Origin of the sequence: Woronichinia naegeliana WA131 (assembly GCA_025370055.1) — a bacterium.
Lineage (GTDB): Bacteria > Cyanobacteriota > Cyanobacteriia > Cyanobacteriales > Microcystaceae > Woronichinia > Woronichinia naegeliana.
The window spans coordinates 1,066,345-1,085,608 of the sequence record CP073041.1 but is presented as its reverse complement, the minus strand read 5'-3'; the positions used below and the strand labels follow the sequence as shown (position 1 = coordinate 1,085,608).

Genomic DNA, 19,264 nt, shown 5'->3' with positions numbered 1-19,264 from the left:
TTTGCATACATCTAGAAACCAGTGTGAGTCAATGTTTTAAAAATTGCATCTTTAGAGATTCATACCTCAAGTCAGCAACGCCAGAAAATCGATAGCCAGTGCTATCTATCAATTATGCAACTATGTCAGCGACTAGAGCAAATCCTCAATAATCTCCGTCCAGCCTTTAGCCGAGAAGCAACGTTCCAATGGTTTATCCTGTTAGTCTGGGGAGTAGTGCTCAACAGCCAACCCAGCGCAATAACTAGCTATGTCAATGCCATTGGCTGAACAGAGAGCTACTACAATCAGGCTCTACATTGGTTTGATTCCAAGGCGTTTAGGGTCGAAGGACTAACTTTACAATGGTCAAAGTGGCTAAGTCAGCATGAAAGTCTATACAGAATTAAAGGGAAACGGGTGTATGTGGGTGATGGCATCAAAGTGGGGAAAGAAGGACGCAAGATGCCAGGTGTAAAACGACTACACCAAGAATCGGAAGATGTGTCCAAGCCAGAGTGGATAAGGGGTCATTACTTCAATGCCTTGAGTATTTTGGTGGGAGTAGGGAAAGCCTGCTTTGCCTTGCCCTTAGTGTTGCGGCTAGACGATGGCATCAAGTCCAAAGCAACCGAGAAGGGGGAGGGAAAAGGCAAAAAAAAGGTGAAGACGAGCCTGGTGACAAAAATGGCTGACCTTTGTGTTACTTACGCAGAGGCAGGGAGTTATGTAATTTTGGATGCTTATTTTGCTTGCGAACCAGTGCTCAAAAGTTTTCGCCAGAACGCCTTGCATCTATACTGAACACGGTCACAAGTTGCGAATTTTAAAAATAAGAGATAATATAGTAAAAATAGAAAAAGTAGTCAAGAGGCTGAGAAATGATTAAGTTAGAATTTACGGAAGAAGACAAAAGACTGTTGTCTTACGGTCGGTTTAATCACCCGCATCCTAGAGTACAGCTAAAGATGGAAGTTTTATGGTTAAAAAGTCAGGGATTATCTCATCAAAAAATTGCTCAATTCGCAGGAGTTTCAGTAAATACGGTGACAAGCTATATCCGTGATTATCAAGAGGGCGGGATAGAAAAACTAAAAGAAATAAAATTTAATCGCCCGAAAAGCGAGTTAACAGAGCATCAAGGGACAATTGAGGCATATTTTGAGTCAAATCCACCAGCAAGAATAAATGAAGCAGTAAAAAGAATAGAAGAATTAACGGGAATAAAAAGAAGTCCAACGCAAGTCAGAAAATTTTTAAAGTCAATAGGAATGAGGTGTCTAAAGGTGGGAACAATTCCATCAAAAGCAGATGTAGAAGCTCAGGATAGCTATAGAGAAAAAGAGCTAGAACCAAGGCTAGAAGAGGCAAAAGCAGGAAAAAGGGCAGTTTTCTTTGTAGATGCCTCTCATTTTGTAATGGGAGCATTTGTAAATTTTATATGGTGCTTCAAAAGGATTTTTATTAAGTCACCATCAGGGAGAAAACGTTTTAATGTGTTAGGAGCATTAAATGCAATTACCCATGAAGTAATTATGGTAACGAACAGTTCTTATATTACGGGAACTCAGGTTTGTGAACTCCTAGAAAAGATAGCAGAATTAGGACTATTAATACCGATTACGTTGGTATTAGACAATGCTCGTTATCAAAAATGCCGAATTGTGCAGGAGTTGGCAGAATCATTAGGAATAGAGTTACTGTACTTACCTCCTTATTCTCCTAACTTGAATTTAATTGAAAGACTGTGGAAGTTTGTGAAGAAGAAGTGTTTATACGCAAAATATTATGAAGATTTTACGCAGTTTTCTGCAGCAATTTCAGGATGTCTTGAAGATGCTAACGCAAAATATAAGGAGGAGCTTGATTCTTTGCTCACCTTACGATTTCAACGCTTTGATAAATCTCAGATTATGAACGTTTGAAGTATAACCCACATTCCGCAGGTAAGTCAAGAGACAAAGTAGTACTTTTGACATGAAGAGCCAAGAAAGGAAAGAATATGTTTGTGTTTGGAGGTCAAATTAACGATAGTTTGAATGCCGTCAATCTCTAACCAACGGATACAGCAATTCCAAACTGGACAGTGGGAAGTTCTCGAGGCGTGTAAGTGGAGAAAAGAAAATCGGACATCCGATACAAAAGAGTGCCGTTATGTCCGAAACTGGCTGATATAAGAAAATCGATAGCCAGTGCTATCTATCAATTATGCAACTATGTCAGCGACTAGAGCAAATCCTCAATAATCTCCGTCCAGCCTTTAGCCGAGAAGCAACGTTCCAATGGTTTATCCTGTTAGTCTGGGGAGTAGTGCTCAACAGCCAACCCAGCGCAATAACTAGCTATGTCAATGCCATTGGCTGAACAGAGAGCTACTACAATCAGGCTCTACATTGGTTTGATTCCAAGGCGTTTAGGGTCGAAGGACTAACTTTACAATGGTCAAAGTGGCTAAGTCAGCATGAAAGTCTATACAGAATTAAAGGGAAACGGGTGTATGTGGGTGATGGCATCAAAGTGGGGAAAGAAGGACGCAAGATGCCAGGTGTAAAACGACTACACCAAGAATCGGAAGATGTGTCCAAGCCAGAGTGGATAAGGGGTCATTACTTCAATGCCTTGAGTATTTTGGTGGGAGTAGGGAAAGCCTGCTTTGCCTTGCCCTTAGTGTTGCGGCTAGACGATGGCATCAAGTCCAAAGCAACCGAGAAGGGGGAGGGAAAAGGCAAAAAAAAGGTGAAGACGAGCCTGGTGACAAAAATGGCTGACCTTTGTGTTACTTACGCAGAGGCAGGGAGTTATGTAATTTTGGATGCTTATTTTGCTTGCGAACCAGTGCTCAAAAGTTTTCGCCAGAACGCCTTGCATCTAATCACAAGAGTGCGTTGCTCCACCGTCGCCTATGCCCCCTTTTGTTCCGTGCCGACGCTGACGGGGAGAGGACGACCACGGATTTGGGGGAGTTCGATAAAACTAGAAAAGCTGTTCGCTCTGGCGGCGGACTTTCCGACAGCTAAAGTCTGGCTCTATGGTCAACAAGTCACGGTTTCTTATCAGTGCTTTGAGTTCCACTGGGATAGTCCCCATCAGCTCGTCAAGTTTGTTCTGACCCAATTGCCTAACGGACGACGACTGATTCTGCTTTCTACTGATCTCTGTTTGACTGGACCTGAGATTATTGCCGCTTACGGTCTCCGATTTAAGATTGAAGTCACTTTTCGTCAATTAGTCCATCTTTTGGGCAGCTTTGCCTATCGTTTTTGGCTTAAGAGTCTTCCTACTTTACCTACCTGGCCCAGCAATCTTATCCTCAGTGACTATCCACAAGCTGTTCAGACTCAGATTTTAAACAAGGTAGAAGCCTTTGAGCGTTTTGTTAACCTTAATGCCATTGCTTTAGGGCTACTTCAAATTCTCGCCTTAGAGTTACCCCAGGGGATTTGGGCTAATTTTCCTCGATGGTTTCGGACATTACCATCCCATGGCTACCCTAGTGAACGGATTGCTCAACTAGCCCTTCAACATCAAGCCCAAATGATTTTTCCTCAAAGTCCACCCAGTCTGCTTTTGCCTAAATTCCTTACCGCTAAACTTGCCTCTTCCCCAAGCCCTGATATGCTTACTTTCGTCGCATAGTCATTACCTTATCTGGCATCCATAAACTTCCCACTGTCCAGTTAAACAAGTCAAACGTCAAAAGGGCCTTCTTGCTCAACTTCTACGTCGTCAATCTTCCTCGGCTCAGGAACAAATAGAAGCCGTTTTAGAATATCTCACCGAAAATGGTTTGGTTGAATTAGCTCAAGCCCTGGCTCGCTGGCAGGCAGGAGAACGCAACGAAGATCAACTCTATCAAAGCTTAAATGGTTTAGAAGCCGCGATTCTGCACACGGTTCTTTCCCGCCTTGGTTAGTTGGAGATGGGGGGACGGGGGGACTGGGGGACTGGGGGACTGGGGGACTGGGGGACTGGGAGATAGGGGCGATCAGAGAATAGGTTCTGAACAGTTGGTTTTTCGATGAGCAAAATTGAGTTTATTTGAAAAAAAACAGTGTTGCGAATTTGGCTCATTGTATCATAGGGGGGAGGGGGAAAGCCAAGATTTTTAAAGCAATTTTAAAGCTATATCGAGAAATTGAGATTTTTGAAGAAATTTTAAAGCTTCATGGTAACAATATCGGGGAAAAGCTAAACTTAACAGGTGAGATTGACTATCTTTGAAATTATCCCTAGTGAGTGCGGAAATGATTGCAACTCCAACAAAATTAATTTCCTTGGCGGAATTTTTAGATCAACCAGAAACTAAGCCCACCCAGGAATATAGCGACGGTATTATCAGACAAAAGCCCATGCCCAAAGGAAAGCATAGCCTGTTACAAACCTTACTCGCGGCACAGCTTAACCAGGTTTTGAAAGCTCAAGGGCTGGCTTTTGCTGAACTTCGTTGTACCTTTGGAAATCGCTCTATTGTGCCAGATATTTCTGTATTCACCTTGGATCGTCTGCCCCGTGATGCTTCGGGTGAAATTGCCGATCTTTTTGAATTGGCTCCAGACTGGGCGATCGAGATTTTATCTCCTGATCAAAGTCCAATTCGAGTCATTAAAAATATTTTACACTGCTTGGAATATGGAGCCGAAATGGGCTGGTTAATTGATCCCAAGGAAAAAACGGTGTTGGTTTATTTACCGAATCAACAGGTCAAAATTCTAGATAATCCCGAAAGCATCATTCCTGTTCCCCCTTGGGCGAGTCATTTTTCTATCAGTATTGATGAACTTTTTGGTTGGTTGATGCTTTAATTTGACGCGATGCTGTAGGCACACTGCGCGATCGCCCAATAATAACCTCTGTTAGAATAATTGCAATTCCCATATCTGGCTTGAGCGATGGTTAACCTCATCTATAACAAAAATCAAACTCTTCCCACCGCCGAAGACCTACCCTCTTCCGACGAAACGCCCGTGGATAATCAACTACAGAATGACATTCCCAATCTATTACTTAGCTTATTAGCCGAACTTTGGACAAATCGTGATGATTGGTACTTTGGCGTGGATATGGGAATTTATTACAATCCTGAAGAACCGGTGATCGTTCCTGATGGTTTTTTGTCTATTGGGGTAAAACATGATACGGGCGAAAGGGGGAGATTGAGTTATGTATTGTGGGAAGAAAAGAATATTATGCCGATTTTAGCCTTAGAAGTCGTCTCCGAAAAATATAACAGTGAATATGAAGATAAGTTAGCAGATTATCAAAAACTAGGTATTCTTTATTACGCGATTTACAATCCCCTGAGTGGCAGAAGAGGACGTTTTAAGCAGCGACAAAGGTTGGAAATCTATCGTCTCATATCAGGAAAGTATGAACTGCTGGAAATGGAAAATAACCGCGTTTGGTTGCCAGAAATTCAGTTAGCCTTGGGTTATGAAAAGGGAGAGCATATTGCTTGGTATCGGGAATGGCTTTATTGGTATCCTGCTTCAGGCGATCGCTATTTAACAGCTAATGAAAGAGCGATTAATGCGGAAATGATAGCGAATCAAGAACGGTTAGCTGCCAATCAGCAACGTTTAATTGCCAATCAAGAAAGAGTCGCTAAACAAGAAGCTGAACGAAAAGTAGAACGGTTAGCAGAAAGATTAAAAATGCTGGGAATTAACCCTGATGAAATATGATTTTATGATCAAGCAATAAAAAAGGACAACAGGTCAAAATTCTAGATAATCCCGAAAGCATCATTCCTGTTCCACTTTGGGCAAGTCATTTTTCTATCAGTTCAGTATTGATGAGCTTTTTAATTGGCTAATGCTTTAAATGCGATCGCCTTGTCAATAAAATTGTATTCTAGTAGTAAATCGCACTCAAATTTAATAAGTAAGACGAACTGGCAATGAACGACTTAGATTTTGTTACTGATGGTACTCGTAAGAAAACAGTTTGGGTACATCCCGGATAAAGTAGTACATAGAATCTGGGGTAAAATGGAAAAAAACTGATGAGCGAAAAAAGTATGTTACCGATTCCCCCAGAAGAAAAAGCACTGTTAAAACAGCATCTCACCGAATCAGCCCGTATCCTGCGCAAATATACGGAACCAGAGAAACAGAAGGACTTTGGAAGCATCGAAGTAGAAGTCAGAACCCAGATGTTAGAAATTGTGGGGCCAACAATGGGGGAGTTTTTTTTTCAGAAGGGGGAAAAAAACGGTCTGGAAACAAGCGAAAAATCAAAACCCTAGTCGGAGAAGTGGAAATAAGCCAAAAACAAGCCAGAAAACTAAAGGTGTCGCCAAAAATCGTCTTAAGTCCAGGTTTAGAGAAATGCTGTCTAAGAGCCAGTGCGAAAACATCCTACCAACAAGCAGAAGAAGATATAGAGGAGTTGATGGGGATAAAAGTAGGACATAGCAGTTTACATCGCTTGGTAGAACGGACAGAACGGGTGCGACCTTTAGTTGATAAAAGCTGTTGTAATCAGGGTTCTACAGGGAACCCATATTGATCAAGTTTTGCCCAAAATTGACTCCATCGTTCCTTGGTCAATACCAAAGCTCGTAGGCTCAAAATAATTCCTGCTCCTTTTTCCTTCCATCGCATCCCTGAACAACATAATCGTTGTTTGACCAACGTCTTACAAGCTGCTTCCGTAACACCTGAACCAATCGGATACTTTTTCTCTATGTATTCAGCATAATCCATTTGATGCTGATGATTCTCGTAATAAGTAATCGCCGCTTGTAGTTTCTCGGTAAGATTCTTAGAATGACTTTTTTCTTCTTTGACTTCTTTCATCAGATTTAGCAGTTCTCCTGCTTTTCCTTTTTCATGCTTGAGTTCTCGACAATTTTCAGTCAACCATTCTTTTTGTTTTGACACGGTATTCGGATGCAACGCTTCTGCCAAGGCACCTAAGTAACCAGAGGCATGATAGAAATCTAATATCTGTTCTTCCGTTTGCTTTTCTAAAAACTTCCAATTTGATTCTGCCCCGTCTGCTATCCCGACCAATGTTGCCTCTGGATAACGGTTTTTCGCTCGCTCAATTTCTCTTTCCAATCTTTCTAGAAAACTCTTTTTTCCATACTCTGGTGCCGCACCTAGATAGATTGTATGTTGACGTTCGCCTTCACTATCGTATAGGGAAACGGTTCCCACCATTGCTTCACGGTAGCCATCCTCACACATCAGCATACAGGTTCCATCTAATCCTATTCCCACTGTTGCAATTTGGCTATCCTCCTTGGGCGGGGCATAACTCCACGCTTCTTCTTTTGCTTGTACCACACTTCCTACTGCTTCACTCAATCTTTGGATATAGGATAGCGCTACTTTTCTACCATGATTTTCTAATAAATCATTTTTCACCTCTTTGCCTGCCATCCCTGACATTTTTGAGGATACCTGTTTTGCCAATAATGGCGTTGATGTTATGATTATCCTTGCTTCTCTTTCTAAGGGGCAATACGTTTTTCCTCAAAGGTGAACGCTGATATACATGACGATTCACTATAACCTCACCATAAGGTGTTTGATATTCTTTCGGTTGCTCTCCCTTACTCTTCCAGATTTCTTCACCGATTTTTAAGGGTGAACCATCTGTATCTAAATATTTCAAGGCTTCTTTGCTGGCGATGCAACCTACTTCGTTTAAGCCTTTTTGAATATTTATTTCTGTATCCAACATTGAACGACTGAGTTCTAATGTTAGTTCTATTTTTATCTTTGAACCCTCTACATTAATTAGTTTTGCTGTCATCATTGTTTCCTCTTTGTCACTTTTCATCTCATGTTAACACTTTTCTTTTCCTTCATCAACTAAAGGTCACACCCGACAGAACTGCCCTTAGCTCAAGCTCAGTCAGAGAGTGCGGGGGTCAGTATAGATGGGGGAAAGATTTGTCTGCGGGGCGAGGAGAAGGAAGGGGGACAGTGGCGAGATTATAAACTGGTGAGTCTTCATGGCAATGTCTGTGAAGCCTTTTTCCAAGACCCAGAGGGCTTAAAGAATTGGAGCAATGTTCAACCTTTGTCCCCAATAGTGACCTTTTTGGGAGATGGTCATCCCGCAATCTGGAATGCGGTAGAGAGTTTCGCCACTCAATCGTGGCTGATACGACGAGAGGTGTTGGATTGGTATCATCTCAAGGAGAATCTGTTCAAAGTGGGTGGCTCTCTCAAACGGCTAGAAGCAGTGGAGCATTTACTGTGGCGGGGTTTTGTGAACAAGGCAATAGATGCGTTTGATGGAGTCAAAAGCAAGAGGGCAAAGAATTTTCAAGCCTATTTGACGAAGCATTATCAGCGTATCCCTGATTACCAATACTATCAACAGCTTGGTATTGTGATTGGTTCTGGTGATGTGGAGTCTAAGATTAAACAGGTGGGAGCTAGGGTTAAATTGTCGGGAGCACGTTGGCATCTTCATAATGTTTCTCGTATTCTTCGGCTACGATGTGCTTATCTCAATCACTCTCCTCTTTTGAGTGTCAATGTATTATCTTAAGTGGGATGCACCCAACAGTTTTGGAGGAAACCATTCAAGAAATTGAACAAACCCCCCAGGAATATTTACCCAATTTGTTGCAGATTGTTCGTTTGTTTCGTGAAAGCGTGACATTACCATCGGCTGAGTCTAGTTTTCGTCAGGGATGGCAGGAGGCAATGACAGGTAATACAATTCCTATTTCACAGCTTTGGGATGGAATTGATGCAGAATGACTCAAAAATAGTTAAAATTGAAGTCTCACCTGAATTTAAACGGAGTTTACGCTCTTTAGCCAAACGCTATCGCAACATTCGTTCTGATATTCAGCCCATTATTGATGCGTTACAGGCGGGTAATGTGGTTGGCGATCAGATACCAGACGTGGGTTACTCTGTTTTTAAGGTTCGGATTAAAAATAGTAATAATCAAAAAGGAAAAAGTGGAGGTTATCGTTTTATTTACTATCTAAAAACAGATACTCAAATTGTTTTGATTACGGTTTATTCAAAATCAGATCAGGGGGATATTTCAGTAGAGACAATTCATCGAATTATCGCTAATTTTGGGTCTCAATAATTTTTGTCGCGTGTATAGGCAATAAAAAAGGACAACTCTGATCGTGATTTTGTCCTTAATTTTTTTATACTAACCTTTAGCGATCAATTAATTTATTCTTTGTCAAGAGGTTTGGCTAATTTACGTTTTGCCCAAACTCCGCCCGCAAAGAAAAGCACACTGCCAATGACGGGAAGTGCATCCGTTTCCCAGGGAACAGGCGTGGCAGATTCACGGAAAGCGACTTCACTCATCCCAGCTAGTGCGCCACCTGCATTAGAGGTAATATTCATTTGAATATATCGGGTGCTGGTAGTCGCAAAATTAAATACTTGGGATTGTGTCGCACTAGGAGCACCCGCTGCGTTAACTGCACTAAAATTGCCCAACAAAGTCCCTAGAGAGCTAGTATTAGCATCCGTATCTGCATAGAGACTAAAGTTACGAACAGCGTTGGTATTACCAGATTGGAGCTTCCAAAGTGCGAGAGCATTCACGTCATAGGATGCTCCTAAATCAAAAGTAACAAAGCCTGTCGTGACGTTCAAAGCTGATAACCAATTATACTAAACACGGTCACAGGTTGCGAATTCTAAAAATAAGAGATAATATAATAAAAATAGAAAAATTAGTCAAGAGGCTGAGAAATGATTAAGTTAGAATTTACAGAAGAAGACAAAAGACTGTTGTCTTACGGTCGGTTTAATCACCCGCATCCTAGAGTGCAGCTAAAGATGGAAGTTTTATGGCTAAAAAGTCAGGGATTGTCTCATCAAAAAATTGCTCAATTCGCAGGAGTTTCAGTAAATACGGTGACAAGCTATATCCGTGATTATCAAGAGGGCGGGATAGAAAAACTAAAAGAAATAAAATTTAATCGCCCGAAAAGCGAGTTAACAGAGCATCAAGGGACAATTGAGGCATATTTTGAGTCAAATCCACCAGCAGCAATAAATGAAGCAGTAAAAAGAATAGAAGAATTAACAGGAATAAAAAGAAGTCCGACGCAAGTCAGAAAATTTTTAAAGTCAATAGGAATGAGGTTTCTAAAGGTGGGAACAATTCCATCAAAAGCAGATGTAGAAGCTCAGGATAGCTATAGAGAAAAAGAACTAGAACCAAGGCTAGAAGAGGCAAAAGCAGGAAAAAGGGCAGTTTTCTTTGTAGATGCCTCTCATTTTGTAATGGGAGCATTTGTAAATTTTATATGGTGCTTCAAGAGGATTTTTATTAAGTCACCATCAGGGAGAAAACGTTTTAATGTGTTAGGAGCATTAAATGCAATTACCCATGAAGTAATTATGGTAACGAACAGTTCTTATATTACGGGAACTCAGGTTTGTGAACTCCTAGAAAAGATAGCAGAATTAGGACTATTAATACCGATTACGTTGGTATTAGACAATGCTCGTTATCAAAAATGCCGAATTGTACAGGAGTTGGCAGAATCATTAGGAATAGAGTTACTGTACTTACCTCCTTATTCTCCTAACTTGAATTTAATTGAAAGACTGTGGAAGTTTGTGAAGAAGAAGTGTTTATACGCAAAATATTATGAAGATTTTACGCAGTTTTCTGCAGCAATTTCAGGATGTCTTGAGGATGCTAACGTAAAATATAAGGAGGAGCTTGATTCTCTGCTCACCTTACGATTTCAACGCTTTGATAAATCTCAGATTATGAACGTTTGAAGTATACTAGAACCCTGAACAGAGTTAGAAGTGGTGTTACTAACATAGCTATCAAAATCCGTTGTGCCACTCGTATAGGTTGCAGACAATCCACTCTGATTAGTAAGATTCGAGAGAGGACTTCCACTAGTAAATGTACCCATATTGGTAGTGGCAGTTGAACCCAAGACCCGTCCTATCGCTTGAGCATTAGGGGCAAGAGTCAACAGTGTCGCAGGGATCGAGAGAGCGATCAGAGAGTAGGTTCCGAACAATCGCTTTTTCATAAACTTGAAAGTTGAGTTGATTTCAAAATACATTCACTATGAGTAAATTAACATGAGGGGGGGAGAAAGTCAAGATTCTTAAAGCAATTTTTAAAGTTATGTCTTGATAAGTTTTTAATCATCTAAAATACCTACAGGCAAGGGGCTTAAGCCTCTTTTTACAGAGCTTTCAGAAAAATCACTATACAATCTCAATGTGTGACAGCTTAACATTGGTAAAAGACTGAACGATGTATGGGAGAAGCTGTGTCGTACCATGATTATGAAAGAATTGCGCCAATTTGTTCAACAATTGCAAGCTCTAGGTCAAGAATATCCCACTGTAATCTTGCTAGACTACATTGATCGCTTAGATACACAAATTCAGCAGCAATTCCAAATTCAAATGGTATAAATAGAGACAGAAAAACTTTGACCTATAGGAAGTTATGAATAAAGAGAAAAGTGTCTACTGATTTTGCAGAGAGAAAGATGGAAGTAAACGACCTAAGTTTTGACGGAATCGTTCACTGTTTAAACGAGGTCATTGGGAAGATAGATGACCCCCGTTCGGTTAGTAATGCAACGAAATATAGTCTAAGAGAGACGATACTGGGGGCATTTGCCGCCTTTTTTATGCAAAATGAGTCATTTTTAGAGTACCAACGTCAGCTTAACAGCCGTTGTGGGCGAGATAATGCTCAGAGCTTGTTTGGACTAGAAAAAATACCAACAGTAGAACAGATTCGCAACATTGTGGATGGGGTAGCAGCGAGTAGTCTATTCCCTTTGTTTGGGTTAATTTACCAAGCATTGAGGAGCATGGGATTCTTGAAAGCCTATGAAATATTGAGGGGAAATCTTCTAGTGGCAATGGATGGGACAAATTACTACAGTTCGGAAAAAGTAAATTGTCCATGCTGTTCAACCAAAACGTCAAAACAGGGAAAAGTCACCTACTTCCATCAGGCATTATTGCCCGTGATTGTTTCCCCAGACCATGAATCAGTTTTTTCCTTACCCCCTGAATTTATACTTCAAACGTTCATAATCTGAGATTTATCAAAGCGTTGAAATCGTAAGGTGAGCAAAGAATCAAGCTCCTCCTTATATTTTACGTTAGCATCTTCAAGACATCCTGAAATTGCTGCAGAAAACTGCGTAAAATCTTCATAATATTTTGCGTATAAACACTTCTTCTTCACAAACTTCCACAGTCTTTCAATTAAATTCAAGTTAGGAGAATAAGGAGGTAAGTACAGTAACTCTATTCCTAATGATTCTGCCAACTCCTGCACAATTCGGCATTTTTGATAACGAGCATTGTCTAATACCAACGTAATCGGTATTAATAGTCCTAATTCTGCTATCTTTTCTAGGAGTTCACAAACCTGAGTTCCCGTAATATAAGAACTGTTCGTTACCATAATTACTTCATGGGTAATTGCATTTAATGCTCCTAACACATTAAAACGTTTTCTCCCTGATGGTGACTTAATAAAAATCCTCTTGAAGCACCATATAAAATTTACAAATGCTCCCATTACAAAATGAGAGGCATCTACAAAGAAAACTGCCCTTTTTCCTGCTTTTGCCTCTTCTAGCCTTGGTTCTAGTTCTTTTTCTCTATAGCTATCCTGAGCTTCTACATCTGCTTTTGATGCAAATGTTCCCACCTTTAGAAACCTCATTCCTATTGACTTTAAAAATTTTCTGACTTGCGTTGGACTTCTTTTTATTCCCGTTAATTCTTCTATTCTTTTTACTGCTTCATTTATTCTTGCTGGTGGATTTGACTCAAAATATGCCTCAATTGTCCCTTGATGCTCTGTTAACTCGCTTTTCGGGCGATTAAATTTTATTTCTTTTAGTTTTTCTATCCCGCCCTCTTGATAATCACGGATATAGCTTGTCACCGTATTTACTGAAACTCCTGCGAATTGAGCAATTTTTTGATGAGATAATCCCTGACTTTTTAACCATAAAACTTCCATCTTTAGCTGTACTCTAGGATGCGGGTAATTAAACCGACCGTAAGACAACAGTCTTTTGTCTTCTTCCGTAAATTCTAACTTAATCATTTCTCAGCCTCTTGACTACTTTTTCTATTTTTACTATATTATCTCTTATTTTTTAAATTCGCAACTTGTGACCGTGTTCAGTATATTACCCCTCAAGACGGTTCTGAAAAGCAAGATTGTGAGCAAAATGCGGCGAAACGTTGGATAAGTAACCATGCTAGTTTGTTTGCGGGACAGAAGATAACTCTGCTAGGGGATGACTTGTACAGTCGTCAGCCCACTTGTCAGCACTGTCTCGACCACGATTTCAACTTTATCTTCGTCTGTTTACCGACTTCTCATCCCACACTCTATCTGACTTTTCCCGTTAAGTCCAAAATCCAGCAATGCAAACTTCTAGAGGCTTTATCTGGCAAGGGTTTGAGTAATGATTCTCTTGACAGGAAAAAAATATTCTGAAGCCATCATCCCGCTTATCGTTCAAATTTCAAAAACAAAGGATGAAGGGAGTATGAGACTGTAAAATGGAGAAAATCTTAAAGGGCAGGTCAAAAAATGTTGGAATGGTGGACAAAAAACTTTGCCAGTTGTGAATTGGGAGACGAGAGGCTAAACAATCGTGCCTTCTCGATTGGGAAAAAGTTAAGTGAGGGGTTTGGAAAAGCCTTATCAGAAGTGTTTAAGGGAGGAAACGAGTTAAAGAGGGCCTATGAATTTTTGGGAATCCGAAAACAGACTTTGTCAAGATAATAGAGCCGCACTGTGAAATGACAACTGCCGCCGTAGAAGAATATAAGATAATGCTATCAGTCGGAGATACGACCTTCTTAGATTATCGCAATATCAAGGAAAAAAGGGAAGGGTATGGGCCGACTGGAAAAGGAGGGAATGGATTAATACTGCATAGTGCTTTAGCAATTGAGCCAGAAAAAGGACAAGTATTAGGTTTATTATGGCAAAAACTGTGGAATAGGGAGGTAAAAGAAAAGCCCCCAACAGATGAAACGGCGAAGCAGAAAAAAGAAAGACAGAAAGAACAAAGAAAAGCAGCTCGTCAAAGACCATTTGAGGAAAAAGAATCCTACAAATGGGTAGAGGCTCTAAACACCTGTGAGAAACAGGTAGAAAGTTCAACGAGGGTAATTCATGTATTTGACAGAGAAGGAGATGTTTCAGAAGTCTTTGACTCAGTGCGTCAACTCAAGCATACAGGAGTGCTGGTCAGAGCGTCTCATAATCGTAGTTTAGACAAAAATAGTGAACGACTTTGGCAACATTTGGAATCAGAACCGATTCGTTTTCATCAAGAAATCGAGATTCCGAGTACAGGAAAAAGAAAAGCACGGAAGGTTAAGCTTGCCGTCCGATTTTGCTCAGTTAATCTACGAACTCCCTATCGTTTTGATAATCGTGACCCGTTGAATGTCTATGCTGTTTATGCGACAGAAATCGATTGTCCCGAAGGCGAAACTCCTTTATCTTGGATGCTTCTGACTACAGAAGTTGTTGAGACTATTGAGATGGCTGTCACTATTCTTCGTTGGTACACCTACCGATGGCGGGTTGAAGAATTTCATAAAGTCCTTAAGTCTGGTTGTCAGAGTGAGCGTTATCGACTTGCCTCTGATGGAATGAAAACTCTTTTGGGTTTTTTAAGTGTCATTGCTGTTGAACTTTTACACGTTACTTATCTTCATCGTACCCAGCCCGATGCTCTCGCGATTGAAATTCTTAATCCTCTTCAACTTCAGGTGTTAAAAGCAGCCGCCTCTCAAAAACTTCCCCCTATTTTGACTGTTGCTTGGGCTGTCGAGTCTGTTGCTTTTCTTGGTGGTTATCTTGAACATCGTCGTAAAACTCCTCTCGGTATCCAAGTCCTTTGGCGCGGTTGGTTGAAGTTGCATGACCTTTGCCAAGGCTGGCAGCTTGCAATCCGCACTTAACGGGAAAAGTCAGCACACTCTATGAATGGTTAAACTATTTAGGGCTTGCTGAAAAAGTCAAAAAACGAAAGAAATGTGGGTTAGGGAAGTATGGACTGAAAAAGCATAGATAACTTATCCTTATGGAAACAAATCAAAATACAGATTTTGTTTAATCTATTGTTCCTTTCTGTCTAAAAAGGTCAACACAAATCACTCCTCACAAAAGAGAGGAAAATTAACACCATTTTTCACAAGAAAAACGACTCTACAACTTTTTACTTTTTGTCTTCTGAAGTAGAGTAGAAAGATTCATTACCAAAAAGTTCATCGCAATTACCGTTTCCGAGGTCTCAGGTAGTTTGGCCATCACTCGACCAAGACTAAATTTCCTCTTTCCCTGTCCGAATTTACCCTCAATGGCATTACGCACTCTTTCATCTGAGCGTGCCTCTTTCTTTTTTTCTTTGCTCACCTCTTTCGGCGGTCTTCCCAATCGGGGACCACTCATTCTTATATCCCTTTCTTTACAATAAGCTCGATTCGCTTTTGTTCGATAGATTTTATCCACATGAACCGATTCCGGATAACATCCTGTTTCCCTTTTATATTCTTCTATTCGCGCTTGTAAATCTCCCGATTCGTTGTAATTATCCCAACTTAATTTGTCTAAGAAGACAAAGCCATTCACATTACTTGCCGATATTTTAGCTCCAAACTCTACTGCTTTTCCCGCTTTTCCACGCACTATTGGACGCACGAGAGGTTGGCTTACACTCACAATTCTGTTTTCTACTTTATTTGTCTTTTTTTCATACATTTCTAACTGTTGCTCATACACTTTTCCTATCGTTACAAGCTCTTCTTGCTCTTTTTTCGTTAGTTTTTCTAACTTTGCTCCCTCTTCTATCATTTTTTCTATATGAGACAAGTTTCTTTTTATATATCCTAGTTGTTTTTTTGTTCCTTTTCTTCTTTCTTTTTTTGACACACGACGTTTTTTTGCTATGGCTAAGTACTCTTTTCTTGCCACTTCCCTATAAGTCCTCGGCTTTTCTTTCCTTTTCTCTTTTATTTCTTCATACAGCTTATCTATTATTTTTTCTGTTTTTTCTCTGGCATCATTCAATATTCCTATATCCGTTGGATATTTTATATCTGCTGGTGTACAAGTCGCATCTAACAATAACTTTCCTTCATTTTCTTTTTTTTCTGACGCTACACCCGTCGCTTTTTTTCTATTTCTTTATTAATTTTATTTATTAATTCCATTCCTATTTTTTTACGAAAATGAACCATCATTGACGCATTAAATGCTTCTTTGCTACTATAGCTTTCCATTCCTATAAAGTACTGTAAATAAGGGTTCTCTTTTATTTGTTCTACTGTTTCTCTGTCACTTTTTCCTGAAATTTCTTTGATAATTAATGCTCCTAATGCCATTCTAAATGATTTGGCTGGGGCTCCTTTTTTTTCTGTGAAGTTTTTTGCATATTCTTCCTCATATTCTTCCCAGGGAATCATTTTTGACATTTCTATCCAACGATTTTCTTCGTCTAACTGCCCGCCGAACAGATTTTTCAAGTTTTCTGGTGTTTCAATTGAGTACTGTTGCTTTCGGTACATCTGCTTTCTCTCTTCTTAATGCAATGGTTTTGAGGCATTCTACCCTATTTTCGTGCATTCTAGCGGTTCTTAATTCGCCTACTATTTTTCTCCGTAAAGGTCTCAGCTTTTTTCAGCAAGCCCTATTTAGAAGCTAATGGAGAAGTCAAAACCACTCAACACCGACGTTGGAATGGGAAGTATTTCGAGATTTGGCACTGCCGTTATCTCAATCAGATTCCCCTGCGAGACCAACAGCCTGCTTTGTTGGTTAACTGGTGTGAGCTAAAAATCCACCGCGAATCCGATGCTCAACTTCTTTATCACAATAGTTGGATTACCAATCATTTTCTCACCCCTCACATCGTTCTTGATGTCTGTCGTGCTGGACGGACTCGTTGGCGTACTGAGAACGAGAATCACAATATTCTCAAAAATCGAGGCTATCACTTAGAGCATAATTTTGGGCATGGTAAACAACACCTCGCCTCTGTTTTGCTTACCCTGAATTTGCTGGCTTTTCTCTTGCACACGGTTTTAGGTTTGGTTGATGAACGTTACCAGAGAATTCGCGTCCAACGCGGCACTCGTAAGGGATTCTTTCAAGATATTCTCTCTTTGACCAAATATCTGTTCTTTGAAAGCTGGCATCATCTTTTAGATTTTATGCTTGACGACTCAGTTTCTCTCGCTGTCTCGAATTCTTCCTAGTTGATTAATTGGCAATTTTCATAGCAAAACCCTTGCCAGTAAATACATCGAGCCTTTTGTATCTTTGACTACATTCTGAATTTGGAATTGCTGGATTATGTTGTTCAGGGATGCGATGGAAGGAAAAAGGAGCAGGAATTATTTTGAGCCTACGAGCTTTGGTATTGACCAAGGAACGATGGAGTCAATTTTGGGCAAAACTTGATCAATATGGGTTCCCTGTAGAACCCTGATTACAACAGCTTTTATCAACTAAAGGTCGCACCCTTCAAAGGTCTCATATAAGGCATAGGGAACATTGGTATTCGGGTTGTCGTGAATAAGTGTTATCTTTTCGGCTTCTGGATGATAAATATCGACCAGAGATTTCAGTTGATGAGCATAATCTTTTTTAGTACGACGTTCGGTTACTTCTACGTGTCGCCATCCAGCTAGGGGTTCAGAAAACATAAACAAATTGCTCACCCCATTCCGTTCATATTCGTAGTCATACCTTTCTACCTGTCCTAATTCGGCAACTAAGGGCGTTTTGTTCTCCTTGACCAATTGTTTGTTGGTTTCGTCAAAGCAAACTACGGGATGCTTGGGGTCATAAGGACGTTTGTAAATATTCAGCACATTTTCCATGCAACAGACGAATTCTGCATTGGCTTCGGGGGGAACATCCGTGTCAACTTAAAGGAATGGGTTCCCAAATTTGTTGATTGAGAGCGGCCTTTTCTCGATGTCGCTTTCTCTCAGCTTTGACCAAACCAAATAACTTAGCACGTTCAGCCAGATAGGTTACTGTATCAGGCTTTTCTCCTCTAGCAATAGCCTTCGCTACATAGTATAGACTCCGAAACACCATCTCTACTGAGATTTTTTCTTTCGGTTGATTTAGAGCAATCGCCACTTCCCCTACCAATTGATTTAAGACCGTATAGAAAATCAAAGTGCAAATAATCTGGATTTGGACACCATTCTTATTCCCTACCCATAAATAGGCTAGTCCTAAAAGTCTTTTCGTTAATAAAAAGGCTTCTTCGATTGTCCATCGTCTTCGATATAAATCACAGACCTCTTCGGCGGACAGTTGTTCGGGAGACAACACATTTGTTAAATACTGATACCAGATTGTTCCCCATAATACTGAGACTAATCTCACCGGATGCTTGCAAGGATTAGAACGGTAATTTCCCATAATGATAATCTCATCTCTGTAATGACTACCTTGAGACAATACTTGTTTGGTTTTGTAAGATGTACCCGCTCTAAATCTGGTTAGAAAAAACTTTTTAGCTTCTGTTAACAAATCAAACCACACAAAGCTAAAAAATCCCATATCTACGAGAATTAAACCATTTTCTGGTAATTTAGCTGCCAATTCTTTACACCATATTTTATCATTTGATTTATCATTTTCTGTGTACCATAAAGTAACGGGTCTTTGGGTAAAGGCTTCCACTACCATCATTATTTTACCCCCCAATTTACTCTTTTCTTCTTTACTTATTTTCATATTTTTCCTTATCTGCTCTAGCGTTTAGCCATCTGCTATCCACACTGCACTAAACTTTTCTCTTATTTTTTCCCATTTTTCTCCTACTTGGAGCTTCTTCCCTTTTTCGGCTGCTTTTTCTAACACTCCTTTTAGTAATATTGCAAATATTTCGGCTGGCACATTCATCATTCTTTTTGATACTGCCTGTTTGCTTACTTTTAATGATGCTACCCATAGCAATCCCTCTTCCTCTAACAGTCTTACCGCTTCACTTATACCCGCTATTTGACGATACACTATACTTAACACTAATGCCACCATTACTGGTAAATTTAACACCCTATCTCTCATCATTTTCTCATGAGTTCCCTGTAAATATTTTAATGGTGTAAACATTGTGGGTTCTAGTAATTCAAACAACTCTTTTGTTATTTCAGGGATTTCTACCCCTGGCTGATTTGTCTTACGACGTAAGTCTGGGTTTCCTTTTCTCCGAGGATGTTGTCTTGCCATTTGTTTTTTGCTCACTTTTTTATATACTAACCTTTTTTTCAGCCTACTC

At 40.1% G+C, this 19,264-nt stretch carries 22 protein-coding genes and 4 pseudogenes; 20 read left to right on the top strand and 6 right to left on the bottom strand.

Annotated features, from left to right (window positions below; genetic code table 11):
- Positions 1–114: 114 nt before the first annotated feature.
- The 10 genes from KA717_05765 (at position 115) to KA717_05720 (ending at position 6,486) form a co-directional block, all read left to right on the top strand.
- Positions 115–270: a hypothetical protein gene (locus KA717_05765; GenBank protein UXE62312.1), complete on the top strand. Its 156-nt coding sequence runs from the start codon at positions 115–117 to the stop codon at positions 268–270.
- 129 nt (positions 271–399) lie between these two features.
- The gene (locus tag KA717_05760) at positions 400–783 is read left to right on the top strand and encodes a hypothetical protein (GenBank protein ID UXE62311.1); all 384 of its coding nucleotides are present in this window, start codon (positions 400–402) and stop codon (positions 781–783) included.
- Between the two features lie 77 nt (positions 784–860).
- Positions 861–1,904: an IS630 family transposase gene (locus KA717_05755; protein UXE62310.1), complete on the top strand. Its 1,044-nt coding sequence runs from the start codon at positions 861–863 to the stop codon at positions 1,902–1,904.
- A 283-nt stretch (positions 1,905–2,187) separates the two neighbouring features.
- Positions 2,188–2,343, top strand: coding sequence for a hypothetical protein (locus tag KA717_05750; protein ID UXE62309.1), 156 nt, complete (start codon positions 2,188–2,190; stop codon positions 2,341–2,343).
- Between the two features lie 129 nt (positions 2,344–2,472).
- On the top strand, positions 2,473–3,615 hold the full coding sequence (locus tag KA717_05745) for a transposase (protein UXE62308.1): 1,143 nt from the start codon (positions 2,473–2,475) through the stop codon (positions 3,613–3,615).
- A 402-nt stretch (positions 3,616–4,017) separates the two neighbouring features.
- A complete protein-coding gene (locus KA717_05740; GenBank protein ID UXE62307.1) occupies positions 4,018–4,200 on the top strand; it encodes a hypothetical protein in 183 nt (60 codons plus the stop codon).
- A gap of 23 nt (positions 4,201–4,223) precedes the next feature.
- A complete protein-coding gene (locus tag KA717_05735) occupies positions 4,224–4,781 on the top strand; it encodes a Uma2 family endonuclease (protein UXE64559.1) in 558 nt (185 codons plus the stop codon).
- A gap of 87 nt (positions 4,782–4,868) precedes the next feature.
- The gene (locus tag KA717_05730; protein ID UXE62306.1) at positions 4,869–5,660 is read left to right on the top strand and encodes a Uma2 family endonuclease; all 792 of its coding nucleotides are present in this window, start codon (positions 4,869–4,871) and stop codon (positions 5,658–5,660) included.
- Between the two features lie 320 nt (positions 5,661–5,980).
- Complete coding sequence (locus tag KA717_05725; protein ID UXE62305.1) at positions 5,981–6,223, top strand: hypothetical protein; 243 nt, start codon at positions 5,981–5,983, stop codon at positions 6,221–6,223.
- Positions 6,224–6,231: 8 nt separating this feature from the next.
- Positions 6,232–6,486 carry a hypothetical protein gene (locus tag KA717_05720; protein ID UXE62304.1) on the top strand — a complete coding sequence of 85 codons (255 nt, stop codon included), beginning with the start codon at positions 6,232–6,234 and terminating at the stop codon, positions 6,484–6,486.
- Here KA717_05720 and KA717_05715 read toward each other — a convergent pair.
- Positions 6,459–7,740: pseudogene (locus tag KA717_05715) on the bottom strand (ISKra4 family transposase). The gene KA717_05720 and the pseudogene KA717_05715 overlap by 28 nt on opposite strands.
- Before the next feature lie 192 nt (positions 7,741–7,932).
- Here KA717_05715 and KA717_05710 point away from each other — a divergent pair.
- The 3 genes from KA717_05710 to KA717_05700 are packed head-to-tail and all read left to right on the top strand — an operon-like array spanning position 7,933 to position 9,045.
- Positions 7,933–8,487 carry a hypothetical protein gene (locus KA717_05710; GenBank protein UXE62303.1) on the top strand — a complete coding sequence of 185 codons (555 nt, stop codon included), beginning with the start codon at positions 7,933–7,935 and terminating at the stop codon, positions 8,485–8,487.
- 5 nt (positions 8,488–8,492) lie between these two features.
- Positions 8,493–8,702: a hypothetical protein gene (locus KA717_05705; protein ID UXE62302.1), complete on the top strand. Its 210-nt coding sequence runs from the start codon at positions 8,493–8,495 to the stop codon at positions 8,700–8,702.
- Positions 8,683–9,045: a type II toxin-antitoxin system RelE/ParE family toxin gene (locus KA717_05700; protein UXE62301.1), complete on the top strand. Its 363-nt coding sequence runs from the start codon at positions 8,683–8,685 to the stop codon at positions 9,043–9,045. Before KA717_05705 ends, KA717_05700 begins: the two co-directional genes overlap by 20 nt.
- A gap of 92 nt (positions 9,046–9,137) precedes the next feature.
- Here KA717_05700 and KA717_05695 read toward each other — a convergent pair whose 3' ends face one another.
- Positions 9,138–9,572 (bottom strand): discoidin domain-containing protein, encoded by a 435-nt coding sequence (locus tag KA717_05695; protein ID UXE62300.1) that lies wholly within the window; start codon positions 9,570–9,572, stop codon positions 9,138–9,140.
- Positions 9,573–9,671: 99 nt separating this feature from the next.
- On the opposite strand from KA717_05695, the gene KA717_05690 reads away from it, so the two are divergent.
- The 3 genes from KA717_05690 to KA717_05680 all read left to right on the top strand — a co-directional run bounded on the left by KA717_05690 (position 9,672) and on the right by KA717_05680 (position 12,016).
- Positions 9,672–10,715 carry an IS630 family transposase gene (locus KA717_05690; protein ID UXE62299.1) on the top strand — a complete coding sequence of 348 codons (1,044 nt, stop codon included), beginning with the start codon at positions 9,672–9,674 and terminating at the stop codon, positions 10,713–10,715.
- A 522-nt stretch (positions 10,716–11,237) separates the two neighbouring features.
- Positions 11,238–11,375, top strand: coding sequence for a hypothetical protein (locus KA717_05685; GenBank protein UXE62298.1), 138 nt, complete (start codon positions 11,238–11,240; stop codon positions 11,373–11,375).
- 50 nt (positions 11,376–11,425) lie between these two features.
- Positions 11,426–12,016, top strand: a complete 591-nt coding sequence (locus KA717_05680) for a hypothetical protein (GenBank protein ID UXE62297.1) — start codon at positions 11,426–11,428, stop codon at positions 12,014–12,016.
- Here KA717_05680 and KA717_05675 read toward each other — a convergent pair.
- Positions 11,998–13,041, bottom strand: a complete 1,044-nt coding sequence (locus KA717_05675; protein ID UXE62296.1) for an IS630 family transposase — start codon at positions 13,039–13,041, stop codon at positions 11,998–12,000. The genes KA717_05680 and KA717_05675 overlap by 19 nt on opposite strands.
- 495 nt (positions 13,042–13,536) lie before the next feature.
- Here KA717_05675 and KA717_05670 point away from each other — a divergent pair, with 495 nt between their 5' ends.
- Positions 13,537–13,731, top strand: a complete 195-nt coding sequence (locus KA717_05670) for a transposase (protein ID UXE62295.1) — start codon at positions 13,537–13,539, stop codon at positions 13,729–13,731.
- Positions 13,732–13,748: 17 nt separating this feature from the next.
- Entirely contained in the window at positions 13,749–14,924 is a 1,176-nt protein-coding gene (locus KA717_05665; protein UXE62294.1) for an IS4 family transposase, read from the top strand.
- 268 nt (positions 14,925–15,192) lie between these two features.
- Here KA717_05665 and KA717_05660 read toward each other — a convergent pair.
- Positions 15,193–16,529: pseudogene (locus KA717_05660) on the bottom strand (IS5 family transposase).
- 246 nt (positions 16,530–16,775) lie between these two features.
- Here KA717_05660 and KA717_05655 point away from each other — a divergent pair.
- Both KA717_05655 and KA717_05650 read left to right on the top strand, forming a co-directional pair.
- A complete protein-coding gene (locus KA717_05655) occupies positions 16,776–17,219 on the top strand; it encodes a hypothetical protein (protein UXE62293.1) in 444 nt (147 codons plus the stop codon).
- A 95-nt stretch (positions 17,220–17,314) separates the two neighbouring features.
- Positions 17,315–17,452: pseudogene (locus tag KA717_05650) on the top strand (ISKra4 family transposase).
- A 19-nt stretch (positions 17,453–17,471) separates the two neighbouring features.
- Here KA717_05650 and KA717_05645 read toward each other — a convergent pair.
- Together KA717_05645 and KA717_05640 are read right to left on the bottom strand one after the other, a co-directional pair.
- Positions 17,472–17,837: a transposase gene (locus KA717_05645; protein UXE62292.1), complete on the bottom strand. Its 366-nt coding sequence runs from the start codon at positions 17,835–17,837 to the stop codon at positions 17,472–17,474.
- 52 nt (positions 17,838–17,889) lie between these two features.
- Positions 17,890–19,215 (bottom strand): annotated as a pseudogene (locus KA717_05640) (IS4 family transposase).
- Positions 19,216–19,264: the final 49 nt, after the last annotated feature.

Coding starts and splice junctions, on each gene's coding strand:
- KA717_05755 (UXE62310.1), top strand. CDS start 861: ATGATTAAGTTAGAATTTACGGAAGAAGACAAAAGACTGTTGTCTTAC.
- KA717_05700 (UXE62301.1), top strand. CDS start 8,683: ATGGAATTGATGCAGAATGACTCAAAAATAGTTAAAATTGAAGTCTCA.
- KA717_05685 (UXE62298.1), top strand. CDS start 11,238: ATGATTATGAAAGAATTGCGCCAATTTGTTCAACAATTGCAAGCTCTA.
- KA717_05705 (UXE62302.1), top strand. CDS start 8,493: ATGCACCCAACAGTTTTGGAGGAAACCATTCAAGAAATTGAACAAACC.
- KA717_05765 (UXE62312.1), top strand. CDS start 115: ATGCAACTATGTCAGCGACTAGAGCAAATCCTCAATAATCTCCGTCCA.
- KA717_05670 (UXE62295.1), top strand. CDS start 13,537: ATGTTGGAATGGTGGACAAAAAACTTTGCCAGTTGTGAATTGGGAGAC.
- KA717_05750 (UXE62309.1), top strand. CDS start 2,188: ATGCAACTATGTCAGCGACTAGAGCAAATCCTCAATAATCTCCGTCCA.
- KA717_05690 (UXE62299.1), top strand. CDS start 9,672: ATGATTAAGTTAGAATTTACAGAAGAAGACAAAAGACTGTTGTCTTAC.
- KA717_05675 (UXE62296.1), bottom strand. CDS start 13,041: ATGATTAAGTTAGAATTTACGGAAGAAGACAAAAGACTGTTGTCTTAC.
- KA717_05665 (UXE62294.1), top strand. CDS start 13,749: ATGACAACTGCCGCCGTAGAAGAATATAAGATAATGCTATCAGTCGGA.
- KA717_05735 (UXE64559.1), top strand. CDS start 4,224: ATGATTGCAACTCCAACAAAATTAATTTCCTTGGCGGAATTTTTAGAT.
- KA717_05725 (UXE62305.1), top strand. CDS start 5,981: ATGAGCGAAAAAAGTATGTTACCGATTCCCCCAGAAGAAAAAGCACTG.
- KA717_05730 (UXE62306.1), top strand. CDS start 4,869: ATGGTTAACCTCATCTATAACAAAAATCAAACTCTTCCCACCGCCGAA.